Below are 25,247 nucleotides of genomic sequence, written 5' to 3' on the forward strand. Positions count from 1 at the left end.
AGGGAATGAGCCTGCGCGAGTGAAGATCGAGTGAATGATCCGCCCGATATCCGGCGGCAAAGGAAGATCCGAAAACGGAGATCACCGGGAGATCGCCCGGAGGCCGCCCGGGGTCTCCGAAGAAGATCGGAAATCGGCCGACGGCCCGTGCCCGCGGCCGATGACGCGCCGGTGAATTCGGCCAAGTGGAAAATCCGCGCGGGGCCGACCCCGGGCGGAGAAGAGTTACGGAAAGTCGCGGGCGGCCCGCTACGGCATTCGACTGACGCCGGGCTACGGAAGCGGGGCACCCGGGGTCGTCGGCCAGCTCATCCGGATCAGCCCACCGGTCTCGTCCGCCGTCACCTCGACGTCGTCGACAAGGCCGCTGATCACGGCGAGGCCCATGTCGTCCTCACCGTCGCCGCTGTCGTCCTGGACGGACCCGGGGTGGCGTACGGCACCGCTCGCGGCGGCCACGGGGGCGGGCCTGGGCGCGTCGTCCCCGACCTCGATGGAGAACTTCTTCTCGTCCTCGATCAGCACGACCCGCACCGGGGCGGCCACGCCATGGCTGATGTGCAGGCCGACCGCGCGCGAGCACGCCTCACCGACGGCGAGCCGCAGCTCGTCCAGCACGGCCTCGTCGACCCCGGCCCGGCGCGCCACCGCGGCCGCCACCAGCCGTGCCGTCCGGACATGCTCGGGAAGGGCACTGAAGAGCAGTTCGACGGTGGCCATGCCATCCCCCTCGGTCATACGTGCCCTCTTCCCTCTTCTGGAAAAGGGCGAACTCGCGAGAGGGGCCGGGCTCACGAGCCCGGTACCCCCCGCGTGGCAGTCTTCCGGCGGCGACCGTCAGTCGGTCGCCTGCACCGCGTCCTCGACCGAGGTGTGAATCGGGAACACCTTGGTGAGGCCGGTGATACGGAAGATCTTCAGAATGCGCTCCTGGTTGCAGACCAGGCGCAGCGAGCCCTCATGGGCTCGCACCCGCTTGAGGCCGCCGACCAGCACGCCGAGCCCGGTGGAGTCGAGGAAGTCGACGCCCTCCATGTCCACGACGAGGTGATAGCTGCCGTCGTTGACAAGCTCGACCAACTGCTCACGCAGCTTGGGCGCGGTGTACACATCAATCTCGCCACCGACCCGGACAACCGTACGGTCGCCTACGGTCTCGGTCGACAGGGACAGGTCCACGGATCCTCCAGCACCTTGCATCGAGCGGTCGCCCCCCATGGATCGGCAGCCGCGATGGCATTCAATCACTTACCAGCAGGCGTGCACGACGCCTTGGCGCCATTGTCCGTCACGCCAGTGACACACTCGGTGTCGATGGCCAACGATCAACTCCCGCCGGAGGCGGGCGTACATCCCGCTCCCCGGACAGTCCTCGACCGACTGACCGCCGGGGTCGACCGGGCTGCACGCATCACTCATACGGAGCACTTGCCCCCGCGCCCGGGACGTCATGCCCCCTGGCCTGAGAAGATCCGGCCGGAAGTGGTCGACGCCATCCGGACGGCCGGCATCGAGCGGCCCTGGGCCCATCAGGCGCTCACGGCGGAGCACGCGCTGCGCGGCGAATCGGTCGTGGTGGCCACCGGCACCGCCTCCGGCAAGTCCCTCGCCTACCTCGCGCCGGTCCTGAGCGCCCTCCTGGACGGCTCCGAGGCGCCGAACGGCCGGGGGGCCACCGCGCTCTACATCGCCCCCACCAAGGCCCTGGCGGCCGACCAGCGGCGCGCCGTACGGGCCCTCGCCGCGCCCCTGGGCAAGGGCGTCCGCCCCGCCGTCTACGACGGCGACACCCCCGTGGAGGAGCGGGAGTGGGTGCGTCAGTACGCCAATTACGCGCTCACCAATCCCGACATGCTCCACCGCTCGATCCTGCCCGCCCACCCCAGGTGGTCCTCCTTCCTGCGCGCCCTGCGCTACGTCGTCATCGACGAGTGCCACACCTACCGCGGCGTCTTCGGCTCGCACGTCGCCCAGGTGCTGCGCCGGCTGCGCCGGATCTGCGCCCGCTACGGCGCCGACCCCGTCTTCCTCCTCGCCTCGGCGACCGCCTCCGACCCGGCCACCGCCGCCACCCGGCTGACCGGGGTGCCCGTCGTGGAGATCACCGAGGACTCCTCCCCGCGCGGCGAGCTGGTCTTCGCCCTCTGGGAACCGCCGCTCACCGAGCTCCACGGCGAGCGGGGCGCCCCCGTGCGCCGTACCGCCACCGCGGAGACCGCCGACCTCCTCACCGACCTGGCCGTCCAGGGCGTCCGCACGGTCGCCTTCGTCCGCTCACGGCGCGGCGCCGAGCTGGTGGCCCTGATCGCCCAGGAGCGCCTGGCAGCGGTGGACCGCTCCCTGCCCTCCCGGGTCGCGGCCTACCGGGGCGGCTACCTCCCCGAGGAGCGCCGTGCCATCGAGCGCGCCCTGCACTCCGGCGAGCTCCTCGGCCTCGCCGCCACCAGCGCCCTGGAGCTCGGCGTCGACGTCGCCGGCCTCGACGCCGTCCTCCTCTCCGGCTACCCGGGCACCCGCGCCTCCCTGTGGCAGCAGGCCGGCCGCGCCGGCCGTACGGGCCAAGGGGCCCTCGCCGTCCTCGTGGCCCGGGACGACCCGCTGGACACCTATCTCGTCCACCACCCCGAGGCCCTCTTCCGGCAGCCCGTCGAATCGACCGTCCTCGATCCCGACAACCCCTACGTCCTCGCCCCCCATCTGTGCGCCGCCGCGGCCGAGCTGCCGCTCACCGAGGCCGATCTGTCGCTGTTCGGCCCCGAGACGCCCGGCCTGCTCACCCAGCTCGAAGGCCGCAAGCTGCTCCGCCGCCGGGCCGCCGCCTGGCACTGGACGCGCCGTGAGCGCGCCGTCGACCTCACCGACATCAGGGGCGAGGGCGGCCGCCCCGTCCAGGTCGTGGAGGAGGGCACGGGCCGGCTGCTGGGCACCGTGGACGCGAGCGCCGCCCACACCACCGTCCACGAAGGCGCGGTCCACCTCCACCAGGGCCGGACCTATCTCGTCCGCCACCTCGACCTGGAGGACTCCGTCGCCCTCGTCGAGCAGGCCGACCCGCCCTATTCGACGACCGCCCGCGACACGACGACCGTCTCCATCCTGGAGACCGGCGCCGAGGTCCCCTGGGGCGACGCACGGCTGTGCTTCGGCTCCGTCGAGGTCACCAACCAGGTGGTCTCCTTCCTCCGCCGCCGGATCCTCACCGGCGAGGTCATGGGCGAGTCCAAGCTGGACCTGCCGCCCCGGACACTGCGCACCCGCGCCGTGTGGTGGACCGTCACCGAGGACCAACTCGACGACGCCCGGGTGGACCCCGAGGCCCTCGGGGGCGCCCTGCACGCCGCGGAGCACGCCTCGATCGGCATGCTGCCGCTCTTCGCCACGTGCGACCGCTGGGACATCGGCGGCGTCTCCATCCCCCTCCACCCCGACACGCTCCTGCCGACCGTCTTCGTCTACGACGGCCACTCCGGCGGCGCCGGCTTCGCCGAGCGGGCCTTCCACACCGCCGCCCGCTGGCTCACCGCCACCCGGGAGGCGATCGCCGCCTGCGAGTGCGCATCCGGTTGCCCGTCGTGCGTGCAGTCCCCCAAGTGCGGCAACGGCAACGAACCGCTCGACAAGAAGGCCGCCGTCCGCCTCCTGACGACCCTCCTGGCCGGCGCCCCACCCGAGGAGCCGCCCGACGCCCCGTAGGCCGGGAACGCCCCCTGGACGACCCGTCAGCCCCCTCAGGGCCTCAGGGCCTCAGGGCCTCAGGGCCTCAGGGCCTCAGGGCCTCAGGGCCTCAGGGCCTCAGGGCCTCAGGGCCTCAGGGCCTCAGGGCCTCAGGGCCTCAGGGCCGGGCTTCCGGCGCCGGGAGCGCCGGGCCCGCCCGGGAGCGGGCGCGGACGGTGTACGGGCCCGCCCGCGCCGCCGCCGTGAGCTCGGCGAACTCCCCGCTGACGGCGCAGCTCACCACGCGCGCCCCTTGTGCCCCGGCCACCCGCCGGGCCAGGCCGCAGGCCACCTCCTCGCCCCGCAGGGCGTGGTCCGCGGCCGCCAGCACCGCGAGGTCCGCCGCCCCTCCGGCGCGGTGGCGGGCCACCACCGCCTGGCTCAGGGCCAGCAGCACCGCGAACACCGCGCAGAGCGCCGTCGCGGCCACCGCCACCCACACCGTCGCCACTCCCCCGTCACCCCACGGTCTCCTCCGCAAGGGCCACCGCCTCTCCGGAGAGCCGTACGGTCAGCGGACCCGGCCCGGCCGACCGCACCACCACCTTCACCCGGACGAGGTCGCCTTCCCGCGACACCGAGATCCGGGCGCCTTCCGGCGCGGCCGCCCGGGCCGCGGCGACCGTGGCGGGCGCGGGGTCCGAACGGGCCGCCGCGCGGGCGCCCGCCCTCGCCGCGTCCACGCACTGGATCTGCGCGGCGGCGGCCACCAGCCCCCAGATCAGCCCCATGCCGAAGAGCATCAGCGTGGGCAGCACCACCGCGGCCTCCGCGGTGGCGTAGCCGCCGTCAGAAGGGCGCATTGAGCGCCCTTCCGATCAGCGACTGGAGCGCGGCGCTGACGGCCCCGCTCGTGACCACCTTGTAGAGCACGGCCGCGAGCGCGCACGCCGCCAGCGTCCCGACGGCGTATTCGGCCGTCGTCATCCCGGCCTCACCGCTCACCCGTCGCCACGACCGCCGTCCGATCCGGCCCCTCGACCACCACCGCACGATCACCACTGCCTCCCCCGTCGACATCTCACGCATCGTCAGTCCCCCTTCATCAGCGAACTCGCCAGCCCGATCACCACAGGCACCACACCGACCGTCAGGAACGCGGGCAGGAAGCACAGCCCGAGCGGGGCCGTGGCCAGGACACCCGCGCGCCGGGCCCGTATGCCCGCCGTCCTGGCGCGCTCGGTCCGCAGCCGGCCGGCGACCCTGGCCATCGGCTCCACCGCCGGGACGCCCGTCGCCTGGGCCCGCTCCAGACAACGCGCCAGCTCACGCGCGCCGGGGCCGGGGAGGCCTCCGATCCGGTTCCAGGCCGTGGCGGGGTCTCCACCGAGCCGTACCTCCGCCGCGGCCCGCGCGAGCCTCTCGCCCACCGGGCCGGCCATGGACGCCCCGACGGCTTCCGCGGCCTGCCCGGGTCCCGCCCCTGCGGCGAGACAGGCGGCCATGAGATCCGCGGCGAGCGGAAGTTGCTTCTCCGCTTCCTTCTCCTCCAGCCGCCGCTCCCCGCCGGAGCCACCGCCGGCCTCGTCCACGGCACTCTTCCGACGGCACCAGCGCCACATGCCGTACGCGGCGGCGAGCCCTGTGGCGCACCCGGCGGCTCCACCGACGAGGATGAACCCCGCGGCCCCCGCTCCCATGACGGACAATCGGTCCCGCACCGGAGGCAACCGGCCGCTCCAGGACCACATCTGACTGCCCGATCGACCGGCCCCGGCCGGTTCGGGCGACGGGAAGAGCGCGGCGACCCGACGGCGCGCGGCGCGCTTCCCACGGACTCCGCGCACGGCCGCCACCGCGGCCACGAGCACGATGCCGAACGGAATCCCCATCCACAGGCTGTGGATAACTTTTTCGCTCACACCACCCCCGACGCTCACGCCTCTCCCCCTCCAGCCGCCCGCACGATCCGCCGCGTCCACACCAGACCGGCCCACTCCAGAAGCCCTCCGAGCACCAGACAGGCCAGACCAGGGCCCGTGTGCAGCAGCACCCTCAGGGGCTCGGCGCCCAGGGCGCCGCCCATCAGGAGCGCGAGCACGGGCAGGAGCGCCAGCATCGCCGCCGTCGACCGCGTGCCCGCCAATTGGGCGCGGAGCTCCTCCCGTTGGTCCCGCTCGGCACTCAGAGCCCCCGCGACCTTGTCGAGACCGGCCGCCAGGCCCGCGCCGCCGTCGACCGCGACCTGCCAGCAGGCGGCCACGCCCTGGAGCCCTTCGGCCCCCGGCCGTCGGCCCACCGACCGCAAGGCCTCCGGCACGTCCCCACCGAACCGCGCGGCGGCGGGGACCGCCGCCCACTCCGCCCCCAGCTCTCCGGCCGAGACCCCGGCCAGGGCCTCATGAGGCTGCCGCCCCGCCCGCAGTTCGCCCGCGACCTCCCCGCACAGCTCGATCACCGCCGCCTCCCACCGCTCACGCTCCCGCGCCGCGGACCGCGCGGAGAGTCCGCGCCGGACGAGCGGGACGGCCACGGCGGCGACGAGCAGCGGCAGGAACGACTCGCCCCACAGAGCCACCGCACAGCCGACCGGAAGGCACGCCAGCTCCCGCCGCTCCCGCGCCGAACTCCGCAGGCGGGCGCCCCACTCACCGGCCCACGCAGGCATCCAGGGCCCCGGAGGGCCGACGTCCCCACCGCCCGCGAAGAGCAGCCGGGCCCGCCGCACCTCCTGACCTGGGCGCGACAGCGACCAGGCCACCGCCGCGGCTCCCAGCACCACCGCACACGCCAGGGCGGCCTGCGGCACCGCCGCGACCCCCGTCATGGCGCTCCCCCGCCGCGCTCGCACAACTCCGCCAGCCGCGCCCAGCCGCGCGCCCGCTCGAAGCCGCGCGGTCCCCACACGGCCGCGGGAACGGTCGAGACGAACCCGGCCTCGCAGCGGTCGAGCACATGGATCTCGGCGATCCGCCGCCTGCCGCCCCGCTCACGCACCAGGTGGATCACCACCGACAGACCGGCCGCCAGCTGGCTGTGCAGCGCCGCGCGGTCCAGCCCGGCCGTCGACCCCAGCGCCTCCAGCCGGGCCGGGACGTCGGCCGCGGCGTTGGCGTGAACGGTGCCGCAGCCGCCTTCATGACCGGTGTTCAGGGCGCTCAGCAGATCGGTGACCTCAGGTCCGCGCACCTCGCCGACGACCAGCCGGTCGGGCCGCATCCGCAACGCCTGGCGCACCAGGTCCCGCAGGGTGACCAGGCCCATGCCCTCCTGGTTCGCGGGCCGGGTCTCCAGCCGCACCACGTGCGGATGGTCGGGGCGCAGCTCGGCGGAGTCCTCGGCCAGGACGATCCGCTCGTCCGGCGCGACGAGACCGAGCAGACAGGTCAGCAGCGTGGTCTTCCCGGAGCCCGTCCCGCCGCTGATGACGAAGGACAGCCGGGCGTCCAGGACGGCCCGCAGCAGCAACTGGCCGCCCGGCGGCACCGTGCCCGCCGCGACGAGGTCCTCCAGGGTGAAGGCGCGGGGCCGCACCACCCGCAGCGAGAGGCAGGTCGAGCCGACGGCGACCGGGGGCAGGACGGCGTGCAGCCGTGTCCCGTCGGGGAGCCGGGCGTCCACCCAGGGGCGGGCGTCGTCCAGCCGGCGGCCGGCGATCGCGGCGAGCCGCTGGGCGAGTCGGCGCACCGCCGTCGCGTCGGGGAACGTCACCTCCGTGCGCTCCAGGCCGGCTCCGCGGTCCACCCACACCTGGTCGGGTGCGGTGACGAGGACATCGGTGACGTCAGGGGCGGCCAGCAGCCCTTCCAGGGGGCCGGTGCCGACGAGCTCGGAGCGAAGCCGGGCCACCACGCCGAGGACCTCGGCGTCACCGAGCAGCCGCCCTTCCCGCCGCAGGGCCTCCGCGACCCGCGCGGGCGTCGGCTCCGCGCCGCTCTCGGCCAGTCGCAGGCGCACGGTCTCCAGCAGTTCGGCGCTCATACGGGTGCCTCCTCGCCCCGGTCGGGCACCTGGTCCCAGAAATCCGCGCAGAACCGGGCGAGCGGTCCTCTGTCGCCCGCGCCCGGCGGGCGGCCCGCCGCCAGCGCCGCCGGCAGCCCCGTCTCGGGGGCGAGCTCGCCGGCCAGGGGCAGCTTGAGCAGCCGGGCGATCTCCGCACCGTCGAGCCCGGAGCCGCAGGGCCCGAGCACCACGGCCCGGAGGTCGCCGAGCGCCTGACCCACCGTCGCGACGACGCGGTGGGCCGCCGCGACGGCCCTCAGCTCGGCGGGAACCACCAGCAGGCCCATGTCCAGCTGGCCGAGGGCTTCGAGCGCCGCCGGGTCGAGCCGGCGCGGCAGATCGACGACGACCACGCCGCCACGTCTGCGCGCCGCGGCGAGCACGGCGCGCATGGCGTCGGGCGGCACGCTCGCGCAGTCGCCGCGATCCCAGCTGAGCAGCCGCAGCGCGTGGAGCTCGGGCAGGGACTCCTCGAGCGCCTGCCCGGCCACCCGCCCGCGGGAGTCCGCGAAGGCGGGCCAGCGCAGGCCGTCCGCCCGCTCGCCGCCCAGCAGGACGTCGAGGCCGCCGCCGAGCGGGTCCGCGTCGACCAGCATGGTGCGCCGCCCCGCGCGGGCGGCCGCCAAGGCCAGGGCGCAGGCCAGCGTGCTCGCTCCCGCTCCGCCCCGGCCGCCGATCACTCCCACGGTGCGGGCGGGGCGGCCGGCCCCTTCCACGGCATCGGCGATGCGGTCGACCAGCCGGGCCTCGGACTCCGGCAGCACCGACACCCCGCGGGCACCGATCTCGACGGCCCGGCGCCAGATGCCCGCGTCGTCCGGGTCCTTGCCCACGAGCACCGCGCGCTCCCCCAGGGCTCCGAGGCCGGTGGCCGCGAACCGGTGGGCGCAGTCGTCCCCGATAAGGGTCAGCGGCGCGGCGCCGCCGCCCTCTCCCCTTCTTTCCCCCGTGCCCGACGCCGGGCGCGGGAGCGTGCCATGGGCCACTTCGGGCAGGGCCCCGGCCGCCGCGCACAGTCGGAGCAGGTCGTCGAGCAGCTCTTCGTCCTCGGTGACGATCAGCGGTCCGGCGCCTCCGGCCCCGGTCTTCTGCGGCCATTCGGAACTGTTGGATCCGGCCACGGTGTCCTCCCCGTCCCTCTACGCGCTCTCGCTTCCGCGGACATCGCGGAACAGCGCGGGGAATCACCGTGCAGCGAACTGGAAAATCATGTGGATCTTGGTGGAAAACTGTGGACAACCCATGGCTTGTGAATATCCCGGCCACCTATACCGGTGACTTCCGCAGAGCGGCGTCCCGATTACGTAGCGTGACGTGTATCAAGGATGGGGGAGCGGCGCGCTTGGAGCGACGCGAAGGCGCACGGGCGGAAGGGAGATCGGATGCCGGGCCCGGAAAAGTATCCGGACATGCGACGACCCCCGCCGGGGGGGAGAGCGGGGGTCGTCCCCACGGCCGACTCGGGGGGGGGGGAGGAGTCGGGCCGGGTTAGACACGGTCGCGAACGATCCGTGACTTCCATGGTGTACCCGAGAGCCTTCTCAGGCAAACCCACACGCCTCAGCTTACGCCGAATGGAGGGCGCCTATGCTCGGGCGCGTGGAAAACCACTCGTTGTCCCGGACAGCCGCGTTCTTTGATCTGGACAAGACGGTCATTGCGAAGTCGAGCACGCTCACCTTCAGCAAGTCCTTCTACCAAGGCGGCTTGATCAACCGCCGCGCCGTCCTGCGAACCGCATACGCGCAGTTCGTGTTCCTGGCGGGCGGCGCCGATCATGACCAGATGGAGCGGATGCGCGAGTATCTCTCCGCGCTCTGCCGAGGATGGAATGTCCAGCAGGTCCGCGAGATCGTGGCGGAGACCCTGCACGAACTCATCGACCCGATCATTTACGACGAAGCCGCCTCCCTCATCGAAGCACACCACACAGCCGGCCGCGACGTGGTCATCGTGAGCACCTCCGGCGCCGAGGTCGTCGAGCCCATCGGTGAACTCCTCGGCGCGGACCGCGTGGTCGCCACCCGCATGGTCGTCGAGGACGGCGCCTTCACCGGCGAGATCGCCTACTACGCCTACGGCCCCACCAAGGCCGAGGCGATCCGCGCCCTGGCCCGGTCCGAGGGATACGACCTGGCGCGGTGCTACGCCTACAGCGATTCCGTGACGGACGTACCCATGCTGGAGACGGTGGGGCATCCGCACGCGGTCAACCCCGACCGGGGCCTGCGCCGCGAGGCCGTCGCCCGCGACTGGCCGATCCTCTCCTTCGACCACCCGGTGCGGCTCAAGCAGCGGGTGCCGGCCCTGTCCATGCCCTCCCGGCCGGCCCTGGTCGCGGCCGCGGCGGTCGGCGCGGCGGCGGCCACTGCGGGCCTGGTCTGGCTCGCCAGCCGAAGGCGCGAGCCGGCCATCCGCATTGCCCGATTTTGAGGCCAAAAGCAAAGATCTGCGGCTTGGCCTTCCGCTTCGACGACTACAGGAGTAGAAAGGAATCAACGGCCCGCGAGACCAGGGACATCCGAGAGGAAGCCCTTCACGCACCATGGCCCACGGACCGCGCATGAACGTCGGGCACCCACGCGACGCCGACCCGTCGATTACGGGCCAGCCGCACCAGGCATGGGCGAAGTCCCCAGCCTGATGGGCAAACATCGTGCACGCATGGTAACCCGGCGAACATGCCAGCGGCGGTACCAGACTTGACCGGTACCGCCGCAACCCTGTCCCGGACCCCGCCCCCTCGCGGAGGCGGTCACCGCACCGCTTCGGGCCCGCCGCGGGGCCCGGCGGCGGATGGCGTCAGGCGGCGCCCCGCTGGAGCGCTTCGCACACCGCGACGCTCTCGCGCACCCCCAGCTCGACAGCACGCCCGCAGTGCGCGATCCAGCCGGCGACCCCCTCCGGAGTCCCCGACACATACCCTTCGAGCGCCGCCGTGTAGGCCGCACGGCCCAATTCGGCGTGTCCCACCTCGGCCGGGCAGACCGACTTGGGGTCGAGGCCACTGCCGACGAGCACGATCCGCTCGGCGGCCCGCGCGACCAGCCCGTTGCACGACCCGAACGGGCGCAGCGCGAGCAGCTCTCCGTGCACCACGGCCGCCGTCACCAGCGCCGGCGCCTCGCTGCCCGCGAGGAGCAGTCCGGCCAGCCCCTCCAGCCGCCCGGCCACCTCGCCGGCGCTCGGCAGCGGCAGTTCGATCCGCGGCTCGTCGACCGGCTCGCCCGCCAGCCGGGGCCGCCCCACCGTCTCGTCGGCGCGGGCTCCGCTCGCGGCCACCAGGTGCAGCCTGGCCAGCACCCGCAGCGGCGACTGCCGCCACACGCTCAGCAGCTGGCCCGCCTCGGCGGTCAGCCGCAGGGCCGCGCCCACCGTCCGCGGCTCGCCCTCGACGCTGAAGTCGGAGCGGCGGCGTACTTCTTCGAGTTCCCAGTCGGCACCGGACAGCGCCGCCGAGCCGCGCGCCCCGCGCAGCGCGGCCTCGGAGGCGATCTCATTGCTGCGGCGGCGCATCACCCGGTGGCCGTAGACGCGGTCCACCGCCTTGCGCACGGAGTCCACGGAGTCGGCCACGCCCGGGAGCGAGCCCAGGGCGGCGAGCGGATCGGCTGTCGTACTCATGGGTAGACCCTACGCACTTCGGGTTCACACCCCTCGAAGGAGTGGTCTTCTTCACGCGCGGCTCTCACTTTCCGCGGCCATCACCCTACGCTTGGTGAACATGAAGATCGCTTTCGTAGGCAAGGGCGGCAGCGGCAAGACCACGCTGTCCTCCCTGTTCATCCGCCATCTCGCCGCGGACCGCGTCCCCGTCGTCGCCGTCGACGCCGACATCAATCAGCACCTCGGGGCGGCGCTCGGACTGGACGACGAGGCGGCCGCCGCCCTGCCCGCGATGGGCGCCCAGCTCCCCCTGATCAAGGAGTACCTGCGCGGCACCAACCCCCGGATCGCCTCCCCGGAGACGATGATCAAGACGACACCGCCGGGTGAGGGCTCCCGGCTGCTGCGGGTCTGCGAGGACAACCCGGTCTACGAGGCGTGCGCCAGGACCGTCCCGCTGGACGACGGCGACCCGGTCCGCCTGATGGCGACCGGCCCCTTCACCGAGTCGGACCTCGGGGTGGCCTGCTACCACTCCAAGGTCGGCGCCGTGGAGCTGTGCCTGAACCACCTGGTCGACGGGCCCGGCGAGTACGTCGTCGTCGACATGACCGCGGGCAGCGACTCCTTCGCGTCCGGGATGTTCACCCGTTTCGACATGACGTTCCTGGTGGCCGAGCCCACCCGCAAGGGGGTGTCCGTCTACCGTCAGTACAAGGAGTACGCACGGGACTTCGGCATCAGCCTGAAGGTCGTGGGCAACAAGGTGCAGGGCCCCGACGACCTGGACTTCCTCCGCGAGGAGGTCGGCGACGACCTGCTGGTGACGGTCGGCCACTCCGACTGGGTGCGCGCCATGGAGAAGGGCCGGCCGCCCCGCTTCGGCCTGCTGGAAGAGGCCAACCGCGCGGCGCTGCGCACCCTCCGGGAGACGGCGGACGGCGCGTACGAGCTCCGGGACTGGCAGCGCTACACCCGCCAGATGGTGCACTTCCACCTGAAGAACGCGGAGAGCTGGGGGAACGCCCGTACAGGCGCCGACCTGGCGGCACAGGTCGACCCCTCCTTCGTGCTGGACGAGCGGTGGGCCTCTACCCCGCAGCCCGCTTGACCGGCCGGGCGGCGGGGAACCGGCCCCAGCCGCCCTTCGGCTTCTCCCCGACGTCCAGGGCCCGGAGCTGCGCGAGCAGCTTCGGGTCCTGTGCGTCCATCCAGTCGGCGAGCTGTTTGAAGGACACGCAGCGCACGCCGTCCTTCGCACAGACCGTCCCGATGGTGCTCTCGACGGCGCGCATATAGGTGCCGCCGTTCCAGGACTCGAAGTGGTCGCCGATGAACAGCGGGGCCCGGTTGCCGTAGTACGCGCGGTCGAATCCGGCGAGGAGGCCCTCGCGGAACTGCTCGCCCCAGGCCCGGTGCCGGGACGGATCGCCCCGGGTGCGGCCGCCGGACTGGTTGGCGAGGAAGTTGTAGTCCATGGCCAGCGTCTCGAATCCACGGCCGGGCACGGGGATGTCCTGGAGCGGGAAATCCCAGAGCCCGCCGATCCTGCGCGGCCACACCTGCCGGCCGCCGATCGAGCTGGCGTCGTAGCGGAAGCCCATGGCCTTGGCGGCCGGGACGAGCCGGCGCTGACCCTCCAGGCAGGGGGCGCGGCCGCCCACGAGTTCCTTGCTGTAGTCGAAGGGCAGCGGCGGCTCGCCCTTGAGACGGGCGTTGGTCCTCCAATGCGCGACGAAGGACTCCGCCTGCCGGATCTCGCTCTTCCACTCCTTCACCGACCAGGTGCCCACGCCGTCGCGGGGCCCGCAGAAGTGGCCGTTGAAGTGGGTGCCGATCTCGTTGCCGTCGAGCCAGGCACCGCGGAGCTGCGCGACGGTGTCCTTGACTCCCTTGATGTCGTTGAAGCCGATGTCGGACGCCCCCCGCCGGTGCCGGGGCGGGTCGTACAGCCTTCTGCGGTCGGTGGGGAGCATGTACACGCCGCTGAGGAAGTAGGTCATGGTGGCGTGGTGCCTCTTGCCGACGCCGCGGAAGTGGGAGAACAGCTTCTGCTTGTCCTCCCCGGCGCCGTCCCAGGAGAAGACGACGAACTGCGGCGGCTTGTGGCGGGGTTGGAGCCGCTCGGGCCGGGGCTGATGCGGCTGGGGGCCGGTCTCCGCCGTGGAGCCGTCCCCGATGAGGCGGGCCGGGCGCCGGGCCGTCTCCTCGTCGGCGCCCCGGGCCGGGGTCTCGGCGCCCTCCGGTCGCTCACCGCCGGAGCAGCCCGCCGCCCCCGTCGCCAGAGCCAGCGCCGTGAGACCGCCCAGCGCCACTCGCCATGCAGCGGCCATCTGCCACCTCAGCCTTCGGTTCGCGGGCCGGCCCGGCCAGCAGGCTCACGGTCGCACGCACGACCGGAACCAAAGGAATGACGAGCGCATAAAAGTACATATTCACCCGATAGAAGGAACCGCGCCTCCATTGGACCGGCCGCTCTTCCCTGCGATCTTTACTCTCCATTACGATTCGTTTACCGAGAGTTGAGATAAGCCCGCCATCGCAGCACTCCCGCCGCTGCACGCCGTGACCACGACCGCGTCCCCTGCGGCCGCGCCGCCCGACGAAGACGGGAACGACCATGCACCCTCAGCCGTCGCAGACGCATGACTCCGCACAGCCACCCCCACCCGCGCGGGAACGCCCGGCCAACCCGGAAGACCCCGAGGCTCCACGGAGCCGGTCCACCTGGCGGCAGGATCTCTCCGCCTCCGTGGTCATCTTCCTGATCGCCGTGCCCCTCTCCCTGGGCATCGCGCTGGCGACCGGCGCGCCGCTCCAGGCGGGGCTGATCGCGGCCGCGGTCGGCGGCATCGTCTCGGGGCTGCTCGGCGGTGCGCCGCTCCAGGTCAGCGGGGCCGCCACGGGACTGGTCGTGGTGACCGCGGAGCTCGTGCAGCGCTACGGCTGGCGGGCGACCTGCGCGATCACCGCCCTCGCCGGCCTGGCCCAACTCGCCCTCGGGGCCGCGCGGGTGGCCCGCGCCGCGCTCGCCGTCAGCCCGGCGATCGTCCACGGCATGCTCGCCGGCATCGGCGTCACGATCGCGCTGGGACAGCTGCACGTCGTCCTGGGCGACAGCCCGAACAGCTCCGCGCTGGAGAACCTCGCGGCGCTGCCCGCCCAGCTGGCCGGTCTCCACCCGCCCGCCCTGCTGGTCGGCGCGATCACGGTGGCCGTGCTCGTGACCTGGCCCCGTCTGCCCGGTCGCGCGGGCCGGCGGATCCGTACGGTCCCGGCGCCGCTGGCGGCAGTCGTCGTGGCCACCGCGGCGAGCGTCGGCATGGCCGTGCCCCGGGTCTCCCTGCCCCGCTGGGAGCTCCAGGCGCTGCCCGCGCTGCCGGACGGGCCGGCGCTCGGGGTCTTCGCCGCGGTCCTGACGGTCACCCTGGTCGCGAGCATGGAGTCGCTGCTGTCCGCGGTGGCGGTGGACCGCCTGCGCGCCGGCCGGCCCGATCCGCACGGCGGCCCCGCCGACCTGGACCGCGAACTGACCGGACAGGGCGCGGCGAACGTGGTCTCCGGGCTGCTCTGCGGGCTGCCGATCGCGGGCGGCGCGATCCGCGGCGCGGCGAACGTCGAGGCCGGCGCCGCCACCCGGAAGTCCACCGTGCTGCACGGCGTGTGGGTCCTCGTCTGCGCGGGGCTGCTCGCCGGGATCCTGGAGCTGATCCCGCTGGCCGCGCTGGCCGCCCTCGTCATGGCGGCGGGCGTGAAGATGGTCAGCCTCGCCCACATCAAGCACGTACAGCGCCACCGTGAGTTCCCGATGTACGCGGCCACGCTCGGGGCCGTGGTGCTGTTCGGAGTGCTCCAGGGGCTCGCCGTCGGCATCGTGGTCACCGCGTTCCTGTCCTTGCGCCGCCTCACCCACACGCGCATCACGGTGGACGAGGAGAAGGAGCTCTACGTCGTCCGCGTCAGCGGGCAGTTGACGTTCCTGGCGGTGCCCCGGCTGAGCCGGGCGCTCGCGCAGGTACCCAAGGAGGCCAGCGCCGTGGTGGAGCTGGGCGGCTCCTTCATGGACCACGCGGCGTACGACGCCCTCCAGTCCTGGACGAACGCCCATCGGGCCCAGGGCGGTTGGGTGACGCTCCGGGGCCGCGGCGGGCAGCCGATCGCCGAGCCCGCCAGCGCCCACGCCTGCCGGCCCTGGACCCCCTGGCGCAACCACCACTGCACGCGCCCCCCGTCGGCCGAGGGCGCCGCGGGCGGGCGGCAGTTGCTGGGCGGCGTCAGCGCCTTCCAGCGCAACACCGCGCCGCTGGTCCGGGAGGAGCTGGCGCGGCTCGCCCGCGAGGGCCAGCGTCCGACCCAGCTCTTCCTCACCTGCGCGGACTCCCGCCTGGTCACCAGCATGATCACCTCCAGCGGGCCGGGCGATCTGTTCACCGTGCGCAATGTCGGCAATCTGATGCCGCCCCCGGGCTCCGACGGCACCTGCGACTCGGTCGGCGCCGCCGTGGAGTACGCGGTGGAGGTCCTGCGGGTCGGCAGCATCACCGTGTGCGGGCATTCCGGCTGCGGGGCGATGCAGGCCCTGCTGGGCTCGGCGGGCCAGGAGCCCGGCGCGCAGCAGACCCCGCTCACCCGCTGGCTGCGGCACGGGCGCCCGAGCCTGGCCCGTATGGGGCGGATCGGCCGGCTGGGGCGCGGCGAGGTCGCCCTGGCCGACCGGCCCGTGGCGGACGACGTCGAGCGGCTCGCGCTCGTCAATGTGATGCAGCAGCTCGATCACCTGATGGCCCACGCGTGCGTCGCCCGTAGGGTTGCGGAGGGGACGCTCCAGCTCCAGGGCATGTACTTCCATGTGGCCGAGGCACAGGCGTATGTGCTCGACAGCCGCTCGCGGACCTTCCAGGCCGTGCGGCCCGAAGTCCTCGACACGGTCTGACCGTGGCGCCCGGCCGGGCCGGTGCGCGGACGGTCCGGCCCCGTGCCGGCCGCCGAGCGAGGTCCGCCACCGCGCCCGTCCCCCGCACGCCTCCGACCTCGCACAACACGCGCATATACAGGTCTAAACCAATTTTTGCCAACAACCCTTGTCAGGGTGTGCCCCGGGCTGATGAGCTATGGCCCGGGACACAACGGGCACCCTGGGAAAGGGAGATGTCGTGAGCAACGAAAGCCTGGCCAACCTCTTGAAGGAGGAGCGCCGCTTCGCACCGCCTGCGGACCTGGCCGCGAAGGCCAATGTCTCCGCGGAGGCGTACGAGCGGGCGAAGGCTGACCGGCTGGGCTTCTGGGCCGCGCAGGCCCGCCGCCTGAGCTGGGAGACCGAGCCGACCGAGACCCTGGACTGGTCGAACCCGCCGTTCGCCAAGTGGTTCGCCGACGGCCGGCTCAACGTGGCGTACAACTGCGTCGACCGCCATGTGGAGAACGGCCTGGGCGACCGGGTGGCCATCCACTTCGAGGGCGAGCCCGGCGACACCCGCACCCTCACCTACGCCGAGCTCCAGCGCGAGGTCTCCAAGGCCGCGAACGCCCTGATCGCACTGGGCGTCCAGGCGGGCGACCGGGTCGCGATCTACCTTCCGATGATCCCCGAGGCCGTCGTCTCGATGCTGGCCTGCGCCCGCATCGGCGCCCCGCACTCGCTGGTCTTCGGCGGCTTCTCCGCGGACGCCCTCGCGACCCGGATCAACGACGCCGACGCCCGTGTCGTCATCACCGCCGACGGCGGTTACCGGCGCGGCAAGCCCTCCGCGCTCAAGCCCGCCGTCGACGAGGCCCTGACCCGCCCCGGCACCGGACACGTCCGCAGCGTCCTCGTCGTCCGCCGCACCGGCCAGGAGGACATCGCCTGGACCGAGGGCCGCGACGTGTGGTGGCACGACCTGGTCGGATCCCAGTCCGACCAGCACACGCCCCAGGCCTTCGACGCCGAGCACCCGCTGTTCATCCTCTACACCTCGGGCACCACGGGTAAGCCGAAGGGCATCCTCCACACCACCGGCGGCTACCTCACCCAGATCTCGTACACCCACCACGCCGTCTTCGACCTCAAGCCGGAGACCGACGTCTTCTGGTGCACGGCCGACGTCGGCTGGGTGACCGGCCACTCCTACATCGTCTACGGACCCTTGAGCAACGGCGCGACCGAGGTCCTCTACGAGGGCACCCCCGACAGCCCCCACCAGGGCCGCTGGTGGGAGATCGTCCAGAAGTACGGCGTCACCATCCTCTACACCGCGCCCACCGCGATCCGGGCCGCGATGAAGTGGGGCGACGACATCCCCGCCAAGTTCGACCTCAGCAGCCTGCGGATCCTGGGCTCGGTGGGCGAGCCCATCAACCCCGAGGCCTGGGTCTGGTACCGCAAGCACATCGGCGCCGACCGCACCCCGGTCGTCGACACCTGGTGGCAGACCGAGACCGGCGGCATCATGATCAGCCCGCTGCCCGGCGTCACCGAGACCAAGCCCGGCTCGGCCCAGGTCCCCCTCCCCGGCATCGCCGCGACCGTCGTCGACGACGACGCCCGCGAGGTGGCCAACGGCTCCGGCGGCTACCTCGTCCTCACCGAACCGTGGCCCTCGATGCTCCGCACCATCTGGGGCGACGACCAGCGCTACCTCGACACCTACTGGTCCCGCTTCGAGCACAAGTACTTCGCGGGCGACGGCGCCAAGAAGGACGAGGACGGCGACATCTGGCTCCTCGGCCGCGTCGACGACGTCATGCTCGTCTCCGGCCACAACATCTCCACCACCGAAGTGGAATCCGCCCTCGTCTCCCACCCCAAGGTCGCCGAAGCCGCCGTCGTCGGCGCCACCGACCCCCAGACCACCCAGGCCATCTGCGCCTTCGTCATCCTCCGCGGCGACGCCGACGCCAACGAGGAAGGCCTCGTCGAGGAACTGCGCGCCCACGTCGGCAAGCAGCTCGGGCCCATCGCCAAGCCCAAGCGCATCCTCCCCGTCGCCGAGCTGCCCAAGACCCGCTCCGGGAAGATCATGCGCCGCCTGCTGCGCGACGTGGCCGAGAACCGCACCCTCGGCGACGTGACCACCTTGACCGACTCCTCCGTCATGACCCTCATCCAGTCCCAGCTCCCGGCCGCCTCCAGCGAGGACTGACCAGGGAAACCACCTGTTCGGGGCGTGTACCCGAGCGCGTACGCAGAAGGGGCACCCGGCAACCGGCCGGGTGCCCCTCACGCTTTCGGGCTAAGGTAAGTACTGGTCGCGTAAAGATCGCGACAAGAATCAAGGGCGCGCCGGGAAGTCTGGTCGGCACACAGCACACGTGTATCCAGTCGACCCCCAGGAGGTCCACCGCCGTGGCCGCGCCCAAGAACCGCCGCTCCGTCTTCCTCGGCCGGTTGCCGCTGCCCGAGCGGAATTACCTGGCCGACGCCCTGCGTACCGAGACCGTGGGCGGTGTGCTGCTGCTGGCGGCCGCCATCGCCGCACTGCTCTGGGCGAACACCCCGATCCGGGACAGCTACGAGTCGGTGCGCGCGTTCCACTTCGGCCCCGGCTCGCTGGGTCTGCACCTCTCCCTCCAGCACTGGGCGGCCGACGGCCTGCTCGCCGTCTTCTTCTTCGTCGCGGGCATCGAGCTCAAGCGCGAGCTGGTAGCGGGCGAGCTGCGCGATCCCAAGGCGGCCGTCCTCCCGGTGGTCGCCGCGGTCTGCGGCATGGCCGTGCCCGCGCTCGTCTACCTCACGGTCGTCTCCACCGGCGGCGGCTCGACGGCGGGCTGGGCCGTGCCCACCGCCACCGACATCGCCTTCGCGCTGGCCGTCCTGGCCGTCATCGGCACCTCGCTGCCGTCGGCCCTGCGGGCGTTCCTGCTGACGCTCGCCGTCGTCGACGACCTCTTCGCCATCCTGATCATCGCGATCTTCTTCACCTCCTCGCTGAACTTCACCGCCCTCGCCCTGGCCGTCGTGGGCCTGGCGGTCTTCTGGCTGCTGCTCCGCAAGGGCGTCCGCGGCTGGTACGTCTACGTTCCGCTGGGCCTCGCCAACTGGGCACTGATGTACAACAGCGGCGTCCACGCGACGATCGCCGGTGTCGCGATGGGCCTGATGCTGCGCTGCCACCGTCACGAGGGCGAGGCGTACTCCCCGGGCGAGCACATCGAGCACCTCGTGCGCCCCCTGTCCGCCGGCCTGGCCGTGCCGCTGTTCGCCCTCTTCTCGGCGGGCGTCGCCATCTCCGGCGGCGCGCTGTCGGACGTCTTCACCAAGCCCGAGACGCTGGGTGTCGTCCTCGGTCTGGTGGTCGGCAAGGCGGTCGGCGTCTTCGGCGGTACGTGGCTGGCGGCGCGGTTCACCAGGGCGACGCTCAATCCGGACCTCAAGTGGCCGGACGTGCTGGCCGTCGCCTCCCTCGCCGGCATCGGCTTCACGGTGTCCCTGCTGATCGGCGAGCTCGCCTTCGACGGCGACCAGCTGATGACCGACGAGATCAAGGCGGCCGTGCTCATCGGCTCCCTGATAGCGGCGGTGCTCGCGAGCGTCCTGCTGAAACTGCGGGACAACAAGTACAAGAAGCTCTGCGCGGACGAGGACCGCGACGAGGACCTCGACGGCATCCCCGACATCTACGAACAGGACAATCCGGAATACCACCTTCGGATGGCCGCGATCCTTGAGGCGAAGGCCGCGGAACACAGAAGACTGGCGGAAGTCGCCGCCGGCCGCACCACCGGCGACGACGGTCCGGCATGATCTGAGAGTCTTTACATCCGCTGAAAGACCGCGGACGACGAAGCTGATGACGATGAGGGAGCAGCCGATGAGCGCAGCCGACGACGGTGCGGCGACCGGCACGGAGGCCGGCGCGGCAGCCGGTGCGATGGGCACGGACCGCAGCCTCGGCCAACTGGTGGCGACGGCCACCACCGAGCTGTCCGCGCTGGTGCACGACGAGATCGCGCTGGCCAAGGCCGAGCTGCGGCAGGACGCGAAGCGGGTCGGCATCGGCGGTGGCGCGATCGCCGCGGCCGGCACGCTGGCGCTGTTCTCACTCCCGGTGCTGAGCTTCGCGGCCGCGTACGGGATCCACAACCTCGGTCTCGGTCTGGCCTGGTCGTTCCTGATCATCGGCGGTGCGTTCCTGCTGATCGCGGCCCTGCTGGGGCTGCTCGCGGTGGGCCGGTTCAAGAAGGTCAGCAAGCCCGAGAAGAGCATCGCCTCGGCGAAGCAGACCGCCGCCGTGCTGGGCACGGTCAAGCCGCATCCGCGGCCGCTCACAGGTACGGGTACGGCGGACGCATCTGTGACACGCTCGACCGTATGACGGTGCCCGATTCCCCCGCAGCGCCCGCGTCCGACCCCGACCCCGGCGAGCGGGCCGTCCCGGCCGCGCCGGGCGGCCCGCGGGGCCCCGAAGGCCCGGCCGTGACCGCCGGGCCGGGGGGTGCGGCCGCGCCCTCCCCACCGCCGGCGCCCTCCCCCGCCTCGGTCGTCCGGGCCGCGGGGCCGTGGACCCACCGGGACGTGGCGGCGAACGGCGCGCGGTTCCACATCGCCGAGATGGGCGAGGGGCCGCTGGTGCTGCTGCTGCACGGGTTCCCGCAGTTCTGGTGGACGTGGCGGCACCAGCTGCCGGCGCTCGCGGAGGCGGGTTTCCGGGCCGTGGCGATGGACCTGCGCGGGGTGGGCGGCAGCGACCGCACCCCGCGCGGCTACGACCCGGCCAACCTCGCCCTCGACATCACCGGCGTGATCCGCTCCCTCGGGGAGCCGGACGCCGCGCTGGTCGGCCATGACCTGGGCGGATATCTGGCGTGGACGGCGGCGGTGATGCGCCCGAAGCTGGTGCGCAGGCTCGCGGTGTCCTCGATGCCGCACCCGCGCCGCTGGCGTTCGTCGATGCTGGCCGACGTCAAGCAGAGCGCGGCGGGCTCCTACATCTGGGGCTTCCAGCGCCCCTGGCTGCCGGAGCGCCGGCTGGTCGCGGACGACGCGGCGCTGGTGGGGCGGCTGGTACGGGAGTGGTCGGGCCCCCGGCTGCCGGACGACGCGGCGGTCGACACGTACCGCCACGCCATGTCGATCCCGTCGACGGCCCACTGCTCGATCGAGCCGTACCGCTGGATGGTGCGGTCGATGGCGCGGCCGGACGGTCTCCAGTTCAACCGCCGGATGAAGCGCCCGGTGCGGGTGCCGACGCTGCATCTGCACGGTTCCCTCGATCCGGTGATGCGCACGCGCAGCGCGGCGGGGTCCGGGGAGTACGTGGAGGCGCCCTACCGCTGGCGGCTGTTCGACGGACTCGGACACTTCCCCCATGAGGAGGATCCGGTGGCGTTCTCGACGGAGCTGGTCAACTGGCTCAAGGACCCGGAACCGGACCGCTGAGACCCGGTCGGCGCACCGCCGAGCGCGACGGAACGTCCGTTCTCCGAACGGCCAATTGCCCGGCGCATAGGCCAATCGGTGGACCCCGGGGCGATTACCGACCTTTGGGGCCGGGCACAGAGCTCTGTATGGGCTGGACGCACGACTACCGAGACGTGACGCAGGAGCGGGGCGCCGAGGGCGACGCCGCAGTGGCTGTGAGCGAGGTGGCCGAGAGGGCGCGGGGTGAGCACCGGCCGGTGGCCGGGCCCGACCCGCTCATCGGCATCCCGCGGATCATCCGCCGGCGAGCCCGCTGGGTGTCGGCGCGGCTGCGTCACCATCCGCGCGGCCGCTGACGGCTCCGCGGCGCTCCAACGGACCGGGCGGGCACCCCTCGGGGTACCCGCCCCACATCCGTCCGAGGGGCCTCATGGGGCTCAGAGGGCGCAGCCCTGGGTGTTCACCCTCCCGGTGGCCGTACGGCCGCTGAGGGCGTCCTGTCGCACTTCGTCGGCCGTGAGGGCGTAGCCGGTGTCGGCGTCGTCGAGGGACTTCGCGAAGACCACGCCGTAGACCTTGCCATCCGGGGTGAGCAGCGGTCCGCCGGAGTTGCCCTGGCGCACGGTGGTGTAGAGGGAGTAGACGTCGCGGCGGACGTTGCCGCGGTGGTAGATGTCCGGACCGTTGGCCTGGACGCGGCTGCGGATGCGCGCGGCGCGGACGTCGTAGGAGCCGTTCTCGGGGAAGCCCGCGACGATGGCGCTGCGGCCCGTCTCGGCGTCGGAGTCGGCGAAGTCGAGGACCGGCGCCCGGAGCTGCGGCACGTCGAGGACGGCGATGTCGCGCTTCCAGTCGTAGAGGACGACCTTCGCGTCGTAGTGCCTGCCCTGGCCGCCGACCTGGACGGTCGGCTCGTCGACGCCCCCGACGACGTGGGCGTTGGTCATCACCCGGTGCGGGGCGAAGACGAAGCCGGTGCCCTCCAGGACCTTGCCGCAGCTGGGCGCGGTGCCGACGACCTTGACGATGCTGCGCTGGGCATCCGTGGCGACGGGGCTGGAGGCGAGCCTCGGGTCGGGCGCCGGCACGGAGGTGATGGGCTCGGTGGAGAAGGGCGCGAAGACCTGCGGGAAGCCGTTCTGCGCGAGCGCGGTGCTGAAGTCGGCGAACCAGGTGTTGGCCTGCGCCGGGACGACCCGTGCGACGCCGAGCAGCACCTTGGAGTTGCGGACCTCCTTACCGAGGGTCGGCAGCGAGGTGCCGGCGAGCGCGGAGCCGATGAGCCAGGCGACCAGCAGCATCGCCAGGACGTTGACGAGCGCGCCGCCGGTGGCGTCGAGCGCGCGGGCGGGCGACCAGGTGATGTGGCGGCGGAGCTTGTTGCCCAGGTGCGTGGTCGCGGCCTGGCCGATCGAGGCGCACACGATGATGATCACGACGGCCGCGACGGCGGCCCATATGCCCGGGGTGGCCTCGCCGGTCGCGCTGTCCCAGATCAGGGGCAGCAGATAGACGGCGACCAGTCCGCCGCCGACGAACCCGATCACGGACAGCACCCCGACGACGAAGCCCTGGCGGTAGCCGACGACGGCGAACCACACGGCGGCGACCAGCAGCACGATGTCCAGCACGTTCACCGGGAGATGCCTCGCAATGATGTTGTCGGCGGTGGCGTCGGCCCCGCGTGCGGTGGGGCCTGGATCACCGTCTCATGCCCTTCAGGCCCGCCAGTCCAGCGGGACCTGCCGGGCCCGGTCCCAGGGCAGTTCCCAGCCCGCGTAGTGCAGGATCCGGTCGATCACGCCTGCGGTGAACCCCCATACGAGCGCGCCGCCGACCTGGAAAGCGGGGCCGGTGTGACCGCTGGGGTGCTTGGCCGTCGCCCGGTTCCCCGGGTCGGTCAGCTCGGCCACGGGCACGGTGAAGACGCGGGCGGTCTCGGCCTGGTCGACGGGGGCGACCGGGCTGGGCTCACGCCACCAGCCGAGGACGGGAGTCACGACGAAGCCGCTCACCGGGATGTAGAGCTGCGGGAGCACCCCGAAGATCTGCACCCCGGACGGGTCGAGGCCGGTCTCCTCCTCCGCCTCGCGCAGCGCGGCCCGCACCAGGCCGCCGCCGGCCGGGTCGCCGTCCCCGGGGTCGAGGGCGCCGCCGGGGAAGGACGGCTGGCCCGCGTGCGAGCGCAGCGTGCCCGAGCGCTCCATCAGGAGCAGTTCGGGGCCCTTGGGGCCGTCGCCGAAGAGGATGAGCACGGCGGACTGCCGGCCACCCTTGTCGGGGGGCAGGAAGCGGCTGAGCTGGTGGGGCTCGATCGTCTCCGAGGCGCGCGCCACGGGCTCCAGCCACTCGGGCAGCCCTTCGGCGGTGATGGTGGCCCGCTGGCCGTACGTGCTCGTCATACGTGTCCCCTCGGCTGTGGTGCGGTCACTGGGCGGGCGCTTCGGAGCGGGCGGCGGACGGCCCCCGGGCGGGCCTCCGCGGCCGGCCCCTCCGGCACGTCATCGGGTGGTCATGCGGCTCCCAGGGGAGCGGCCGGCAGGCCCGGGTAGTCCGGCGGGGGCTTGAGCCGCTGGCCCGGCAGGCCGCCCTTCTCGTACTTCAGGAGCTTCCTGGCCTTGTCCGGGTCCGTCTCGCCCTCGCCGTAGGACGGGCAGAGCGGGGCGATGGGGCAGGCGCCGCAGGCGGGCTTGCGGGAGTGGCAGATGCGCCGGCCGTGGAAGACGACGCGGTGCGAGAGCATCGTCCACTCGCTCTTCGGGAAGAGGTCGCAGATCACGGCCTCGACCTTCTCCGGGTCCGTCTCGTCGGTCCACTTCCAGCGCCGGACGAGCCGCCCGAAGTGGGTGTCCACGGTGATCCCGGGAACGCCGAAGGCGTTGCCCAGGACGACGTTGGCGGTCTTGCGGCCGACGCCGGGCAGCGACACCAGGTCCTCCAGGCGGCCCGGCACCTCACCGTCGAAGCGGTCCCGCAGGGCGGTGGAGAGCCCTATGAGCGACTTGGCCTTGGCGCGGAAGAAGCCCGTCGGCCGGATCAGCTGCTCCAGCGCCTCCGGATCGGCGGCGGCCATGTCCTCGGGCGTCGGGTAGGCGGCGAAGAGGGCGGGGGTGGTCTGGTTGACCCTGAGGTCGGTGGTCTGGGCGGAGAGGACCGTGGCGACCAGCAGCTCGAAGGAATTCTCGAAGTCGAGCTCGGGGTGGGCGTAGGGATAGACCTCGGCGAGCTCGCGGTTGATCCGGCGGGCACGGCGGACGAGGGCGGTCCGGGACTCGGGCCTGGTGCCCGCTTCGGGAGCCTTCCCACGGCCGGCCCCGGTGCCGGATTTCGCGGCGGGCTCGGTGCCGGTCCTCGTGCCGGATCTGGTGGCGGCGGCCTTGGCGCCGGTCCTGGTCGCGGCCTTCCCGGATCCCGTGGATTTCCCGGAAGGAGAATCGGAAGAAGTCATTCCATCTCCCCGTTCGGCCGTCTTCGCCTTCGGCATTTTGGGGTCGCTCGCGGCTTTCGTCTTTTTCGCGGGCAGGCGTTCGCCCACAGCGGAATCCTGCGGCCGGGTCACCCTTCCGGCCCCCTTGCCCTGTGCTCTCACCGGCGTATTGGACACCCGGCCAGACTAAAGCCCGGCGCCGACATCCTGCCCGCGCGC

23 protein-coding genes are annotated in these 25,247 nt (G+C 72.9%); 9 read left to right on the forward strand and 14 right to left on the reverse strand.

What is annotated here, in order from left to right; all coding sequences use genetic code 11:
• Positions 1–273: 273 nt before the first annotated feature.
• Entirely contained in the window at positions 274–720 is a 447-nt protein-coding gene (locus SMD11_RS15295; protein ID WP_087930521.1) for an ATP-binding protein, read from the reverse strand.
• Positions 721–837: 117 nt separating this feature from the next.
• Entirely contained in the window at positions 838–1,179 is a 342-nt protein-coding gene (gene bldG / locus SMD11_RS15300) for an anti-sigma factor antagonist BldG (RefSeq protein ID WP_030367299.1), read from the reverse strand.
• Between the two features lie 54 nt (positions 1,180–1,233).
• Here bldG and SMD11_RS15305 point away from each other — a divergent pair, with 54 nt between their 5' ends.
• Positions 1,234–3,693, forward strand: a complete 2,460-nt coding sequence (locus tag SMD11_RS15305) for a DEAD/DEAH box helicase (RefSeq protein ID WP_087926998.1) — start codon at positions 1,234–1,236, stop codon at positions 3,691–3,693.
• Positions 3,694–3,832: 139 nt separating this feature from the next.
• Here the strand turns inward: SMD11_RS15305 and SMD11_RS15310 are convergent, their stop codons facing one another.
• Genes SMD11_RS15310 through ssd form a run of 7 tightly spaced genes read right to left on the reverse strand, consistent with a single transcriptional unit; the run spans position 3,833 to position 8,777 of the window.
• On the reverse strand, positions 3,833–4,165 hold the full coding sequence (locus SMD11_RS15310; RefSeq protein ID WP_087926999.1) for an Rv3654c family TadE-like protein: 333 nt from the start codon (positions 4,163–4,165) through the stop codon (positions 3,833–3,835).
• A gap of 7 nt (positions 4,166–4,172) precedes the next feature.
• A complete protein-coding gene (locus SMD11_RS15315) occupies positions 4,173–4,517 on the reverse strand; it encodes a TadE family type IV pilus minor pilin (RefSeq protein WP_087927000.1) in 345 nt (114 codons plus the stop codon).
• Positions 4,504–4,734: a DUF4244 domain-containing protein gene (locus tag SMD11_RS15320; protein WP_199844067.1), complete on the reverse strand. Its 231-nt coding sequence runs from the start codon at positions 4,732–4,734 to the stop codon at positions 4,504–4,506. The genes SMD11_RS15315 and SMD11_RS15320 overlap by 14 nt, the downstream gene beginning before the upstream one ends.
• A gap of 11 nt (positions 4,735–4,745) precedes the next feature.
• Positions 4,746–5,546 carry a type II secretion system F family protein gene (locus SMD11_RS15325; RefSeq protein ID WP_087930524.1) on the reverse strand — a complete coding sequence of 267 codons (801 nt, stop codon included), beginning with the start codon at positions 5,544–5,546 and terminating at the stop codon, positions 4,746–4,748.
• A gap of 44 nt (positions 5,547–5,590) precedes the next feature.
• On the reverse strand, positions 5,591–6,481 hold the full coding sequence (locus tag SMD11_RS15330; RefSeq protein ID WP_087930522.1) for a type II secretion system F family protein: 891 nt from the start codon (positions 6,479–6,481) through the stop codon (positions 5,591–5,593).
• Positions 6,478–7,635, reverse strand: a complete 1,158-nt coding sequence (locus tag SMD11_RS15335) for a TadA family conjugal transfer-associated ATPase (protein WP_087927002.1) — start codon at positions 7,633–7,635, stop codon at positions 6,478–6,480. The genes SMD11_RS15330 and SMD11_RS15335 overlap by 4 nt, the downstream gene beginning before the upstream one ends.
• Positions 7,632–8,777: a septum site-determining protein Ssd gene (ssd, locus tag SMD11_RS15340; protein WP_234366048.1), complete on the reverse strand. Its 1,146-nt coding sequence runs from the start codon at positions 8,775–8,777 to the stop codon at positions 7,632–7,634. The genes SMD11_RS15335 and ssd overlap by 4 nt, the downstream gene beginning before the upstream one ends.
• Positions 8,778–9,243: 466 nt before the next feature.
• Here ssd and SMD11_RS15345 point away from each other — a divergent pair, with 466 nt between their 5' ends.
• Entirely contained in the window at positions 9,244–10,089 is an 846-nt protein-coding gene (locus SMD11_RS15345) for an HAD family hydrolase (protein ID WP_087927003.1), read from the forward strand.
• Positions 10,090–10,458: 369 nt separating this feature from the next.
• Here SMD11_RS15345 and SMD11_RS15350 read toward each other — a convergent pair whose 3' ends face one another.
• The gene (locus tag SMD11_RS15350; RefSeq protein ID WP_087927004.1) at positions 10,459–11,280 is read right to left on the reverse strand and encodes an oxidoreductase; all 822 of its coding nucleotides are present in this window, start codon (positions 11,278–11,280) and stop codon (positions 10,459–10,461) included.
• Between the two features lie 100 nt (positions 11,281–11,380).
• Between SMD11_RS15350 and SMD11_RS15355 the strand changes: the two genes are divergently transcribed.
• A complete protein-coding gene (locus SMD11_RS15355; RefSeq protein WP_087927005.1) occupies positions 11,381–12,373 on the forward strand; it encodes an ATP-binding protein in 993 nt (330 codons plus the stop codon).
• On the opposite strand, the gene SMD11_RS15360 is transcribed toward SMD11_RS15355, so the two are convergent.
• Positions 12,354–13,595, reverse strand: a complete 1,242-nt coding sequence (locus SMD11_RS15360; protein WP_087927006.1) for a hypothetical protein — start codon at positions 13,593–13,595, stop codon at positions 12,354–12,356. The two genes, SMD11_RS15355 and SMD11_RS15360, sit on opposite strands and share 20 nt — an antisense overlap.
• A gap of 287 nt (positions 13,596–13,882) precedes the next feature.
• Between SMD11_RS15360 and SMD11_RS15365 the strand changes: the two genes are divergently transcribed.
• The 6 genes from SMD11_RS15365 to SMD11_RS15390 all read left to right on the forward strand — a co-directional run bounded on the left by SMD11_RS15365 (position 13,883) and on the right by SMD11_RS15390 (position 21,957).
• A complete protein-coding gene (locus tag SMD11_RS15365; RefSeq protein ID WP_087927007.1) occupies positions 13,883–16,195 on the forward strand; it encodes a SulP family inorganic anion transporter in 2,313 nt (770 codons plus the stop codon).
• Positions 16,196–16,415: 220 nt separating this feature from the next.
• The gene (acs, locus tag SMD11_RS15370) at positions 16,416–18,383 is read left to right on the forward strand and encodes an acetate--CoA ligase (RefSeq protein WP_087927008.1); all 1,968 of its coding nucleotides are present in this window, start codon (positions 16,416–16,418) and stop codon (positions 18,381–18,383) included.
• Positions 18,384–18,586: 203 nt separating this feature from the next.
• Complete coding sequence (gene nhaA / locus SMD11_RS15375) at positions 18,587–19,984, forward strand: Na+/H+ antiporter NhaA (protein WP_087927009.1); 1,398 nt, start codon at positions 18,587–18,589, stop codon at positions 19,982–19,984.
• 67 nt (positions 19,985–20,051) lie between these two features.
• Positions 20,052–20,555 carry a phage holin family protein gene (locus SMD11_RS15380; RefSeq protein ID WP_418952445.1) on the forward strand — a complete coding sequence of 168 codons (504 nt, stop codon included), beginning with the start codon at positions 20,052–20,054 and terminating at the stop codon, positions 20,553–20,555.
• Positions 20,552–21,619: an alpha/beta fold hydrolase gene (locus SMD11_RS15385; protein WP_234366049.1), complete on the forward strand. Its 1,068-nt coding sequence runs from the start codon at positions 20,552–20,554 to the stop codon at positions 21,617–21,619. Before SMD11_RS15380 ends, SMD11_RS15385 begins: the two co-directional genes overlap by 4 nt.
• 128 nt (positions 21,620–21,747) lie before the next feature.
• Positions 21,748–21,957, forward strand: coding sequence for a hypothetical protein (locus SMD11_RS15390; RefSeq protein ID WP_087927010.1), 210 nt, complete (start codon positions 21,748–21,750; stop codon positions 21,955–21,957).
• 81 nt (positions 21,958–22,038) lie between these two features.
• On the opposite strand, the gene SMD11_RS15395 is transcribed toward SMD11_RS15390, so the two are convergent.
• The 3 genes from SMD11_RS15395 to nth all read right to left on the reverse strand — a co-directional run bounded on the left by SMD11_RS15395 (position 22,039) and on the right by nth (position 25,049).
• Positions 22,039–23,238 (reverse strand): MarP family serine protease, encoded by a 1,200-nt coding sequence (locus SMD11_RS15395; RefSeq protein ID WP_087927011.1) that lies wholly within the window; start codon positions 23,236–23,238, stop codon positions 22,039–22,041.
• An 81-nt stretch (positions 23,239–23,319) separates the two neighbouring features.
• Positions 23,320–24,003, reverse strand: coding sequence for an NUDIX hydrolase (locus SMD11_RS15400; protein ID WP_087927012.1), 684 nt, complete (start codon positions 24,001–24,003; stop codon positions 23,320–23,322).
• Between the two features lie 110 nt (positions 24,004–24,113).
• Positions 24,114–25,049 carry an endonuclease III gene (nth, locus tag SMD11_RS15405; RefSeq protein WP_234366050.1) on the reverse strand — a complete coding sequence of 312 codons (936 nt, stop codon included), beginning with the start codon at positions 25,047–25,049 and terminating at the stop codon, positions 24,114–24,116.
• Positions 25,050–25,247: the final 198 nt, after the last annotated feature.

The organism is Streptomyces albireticuli (assembly GCF_002192455.1).
In the GTDB taxonomy this organism is placed as follows: Bacteria; Actinomycetota; Actinomycetes; order Streptomycetales; family Streptomycetaceae; genus Streptomyces; species Streptomyces albireticuli_B.

Bases quoted from the DNA above. Each gene is read 5' to 3' on its own strand.
- SMD11_RS15295 (WP_087930521.1), bottom strand. From the start codon at position 720: ATGGCCACCGTCGAACTGCTCTTCAGTGCCCTTCCCGAGCATGTCCGG.
- SMD11_RS15305 (WP_087926998.1), top strand. From the start codon at position 1,234: ATGGCATTCAATCACTTACCAGCAGGCGTGCACGACGCCTTGGCGCCA.
- SMD11_RS15315 (WP_087927000.1), bottom strand. From the start codon at position 4,517: ATGCGCCCTTCTGACGGCGGCTACGCCACCGCGGAGGCCGCGGTGGTG.
- SMD11_RS15320 (WP_199844067.1), bottom strand. From the start codon at position 4,734: ATGTCGACGGGGGAGGCAGTGGTGATCGTGCGGTGGTGGTCGAGGGGC.
- SMD11_RS15325 (WP_087930524.1), bottom strand. From the start codon at position 5,546: ATGGGGATTCCGTTCGGCATCGTGCTCGTGGCCGCGGTGGCGGCCGTG.
- SMD11_RS15330 (WP_087930522.1), bottom strand. From the start codon at position 6,481: ATGACGGGGGTCGCGGCGGTGCCGCAGGCCGCCCTGGCGTGTGCGGTG.
- SMD11_RS15335 (WP_087927002.1), bottom strand. From the start codon at position 7,635: ATGAGCGCCGAACTGCTGGAGACCGTGCGCCTGCGACTGGCCGAGAGC.
- SMD11_RS15345 (WP_087927003.1), top strand. From the start codon at position 9,244: ATGCTCGGGCGCGTGGAAAACCACTCGTTGTCCCGGACAGCCGCGTTC.
- SMD11_RS15350 (WP_087927004.1), bottom strand. From the start codon at position 11,280: ATGAGTACGACAGCCGATCCGCTCGCCGCCCTGGGCTCGCTCCCGGGC.
- SMD11_RS15355 (WP_087927005.1), top strand. From the start codon at position 11,381: ATGAAGATCGCTTTCGTAGGCAAGGGCGGCAGCGGCAAGACCACGCTG.
- SMD11_RS15360 (WP_087927006.1), bottom strand. From the start codon at position 13,595: ATGGCCGCTGCATGGCGAGTGGCGCTGGGCGGTCTCACGGCGCTGGCT.
- SMD11_RS15365 (WP_087927007.1), top strand. From the start codon at position 13,883: ATGCACCCTCAGCCGTCGCAGACGCATGACTCCGCACAGCCACCCCCA.
- SMD11_RS15380 (WP_418952445.1), top strand. From the start codon at position 20,052: ATGAGCGCAGCCGACGACGGTGCGGCGACCGGCACGGAGGCCGGCGCG.
- SMD11_RS15385 (WP_234366049.1), top strand. From the start codon at position 20,552: ATGACGGTGCCCGATTCCCCCGCAGCGCCCGCGTCCGACCCCGACCCC.
- SMD11_RS15390 (WP_087927010.1), top strand. From the start codon at position 21,748: ATGGGCTGGACGCACGACTACCGAGACGTGACGCAGGAGCGGGGCGCC.
- SMD11_RS15400 (WP_087927012.1), bottom strand. From the start codon at position 24,003: ATGACGAGCACGTACGGCCAGCGGGCCACCATCACCGCCGAAGGGCTG.
- nth (WP_234366050.1), bottom strand. From the start codon at position 25,049: ATGACTTCTTCCGATTCTCCTTCCGGGAAATCCACGGGATCCGGGAAG.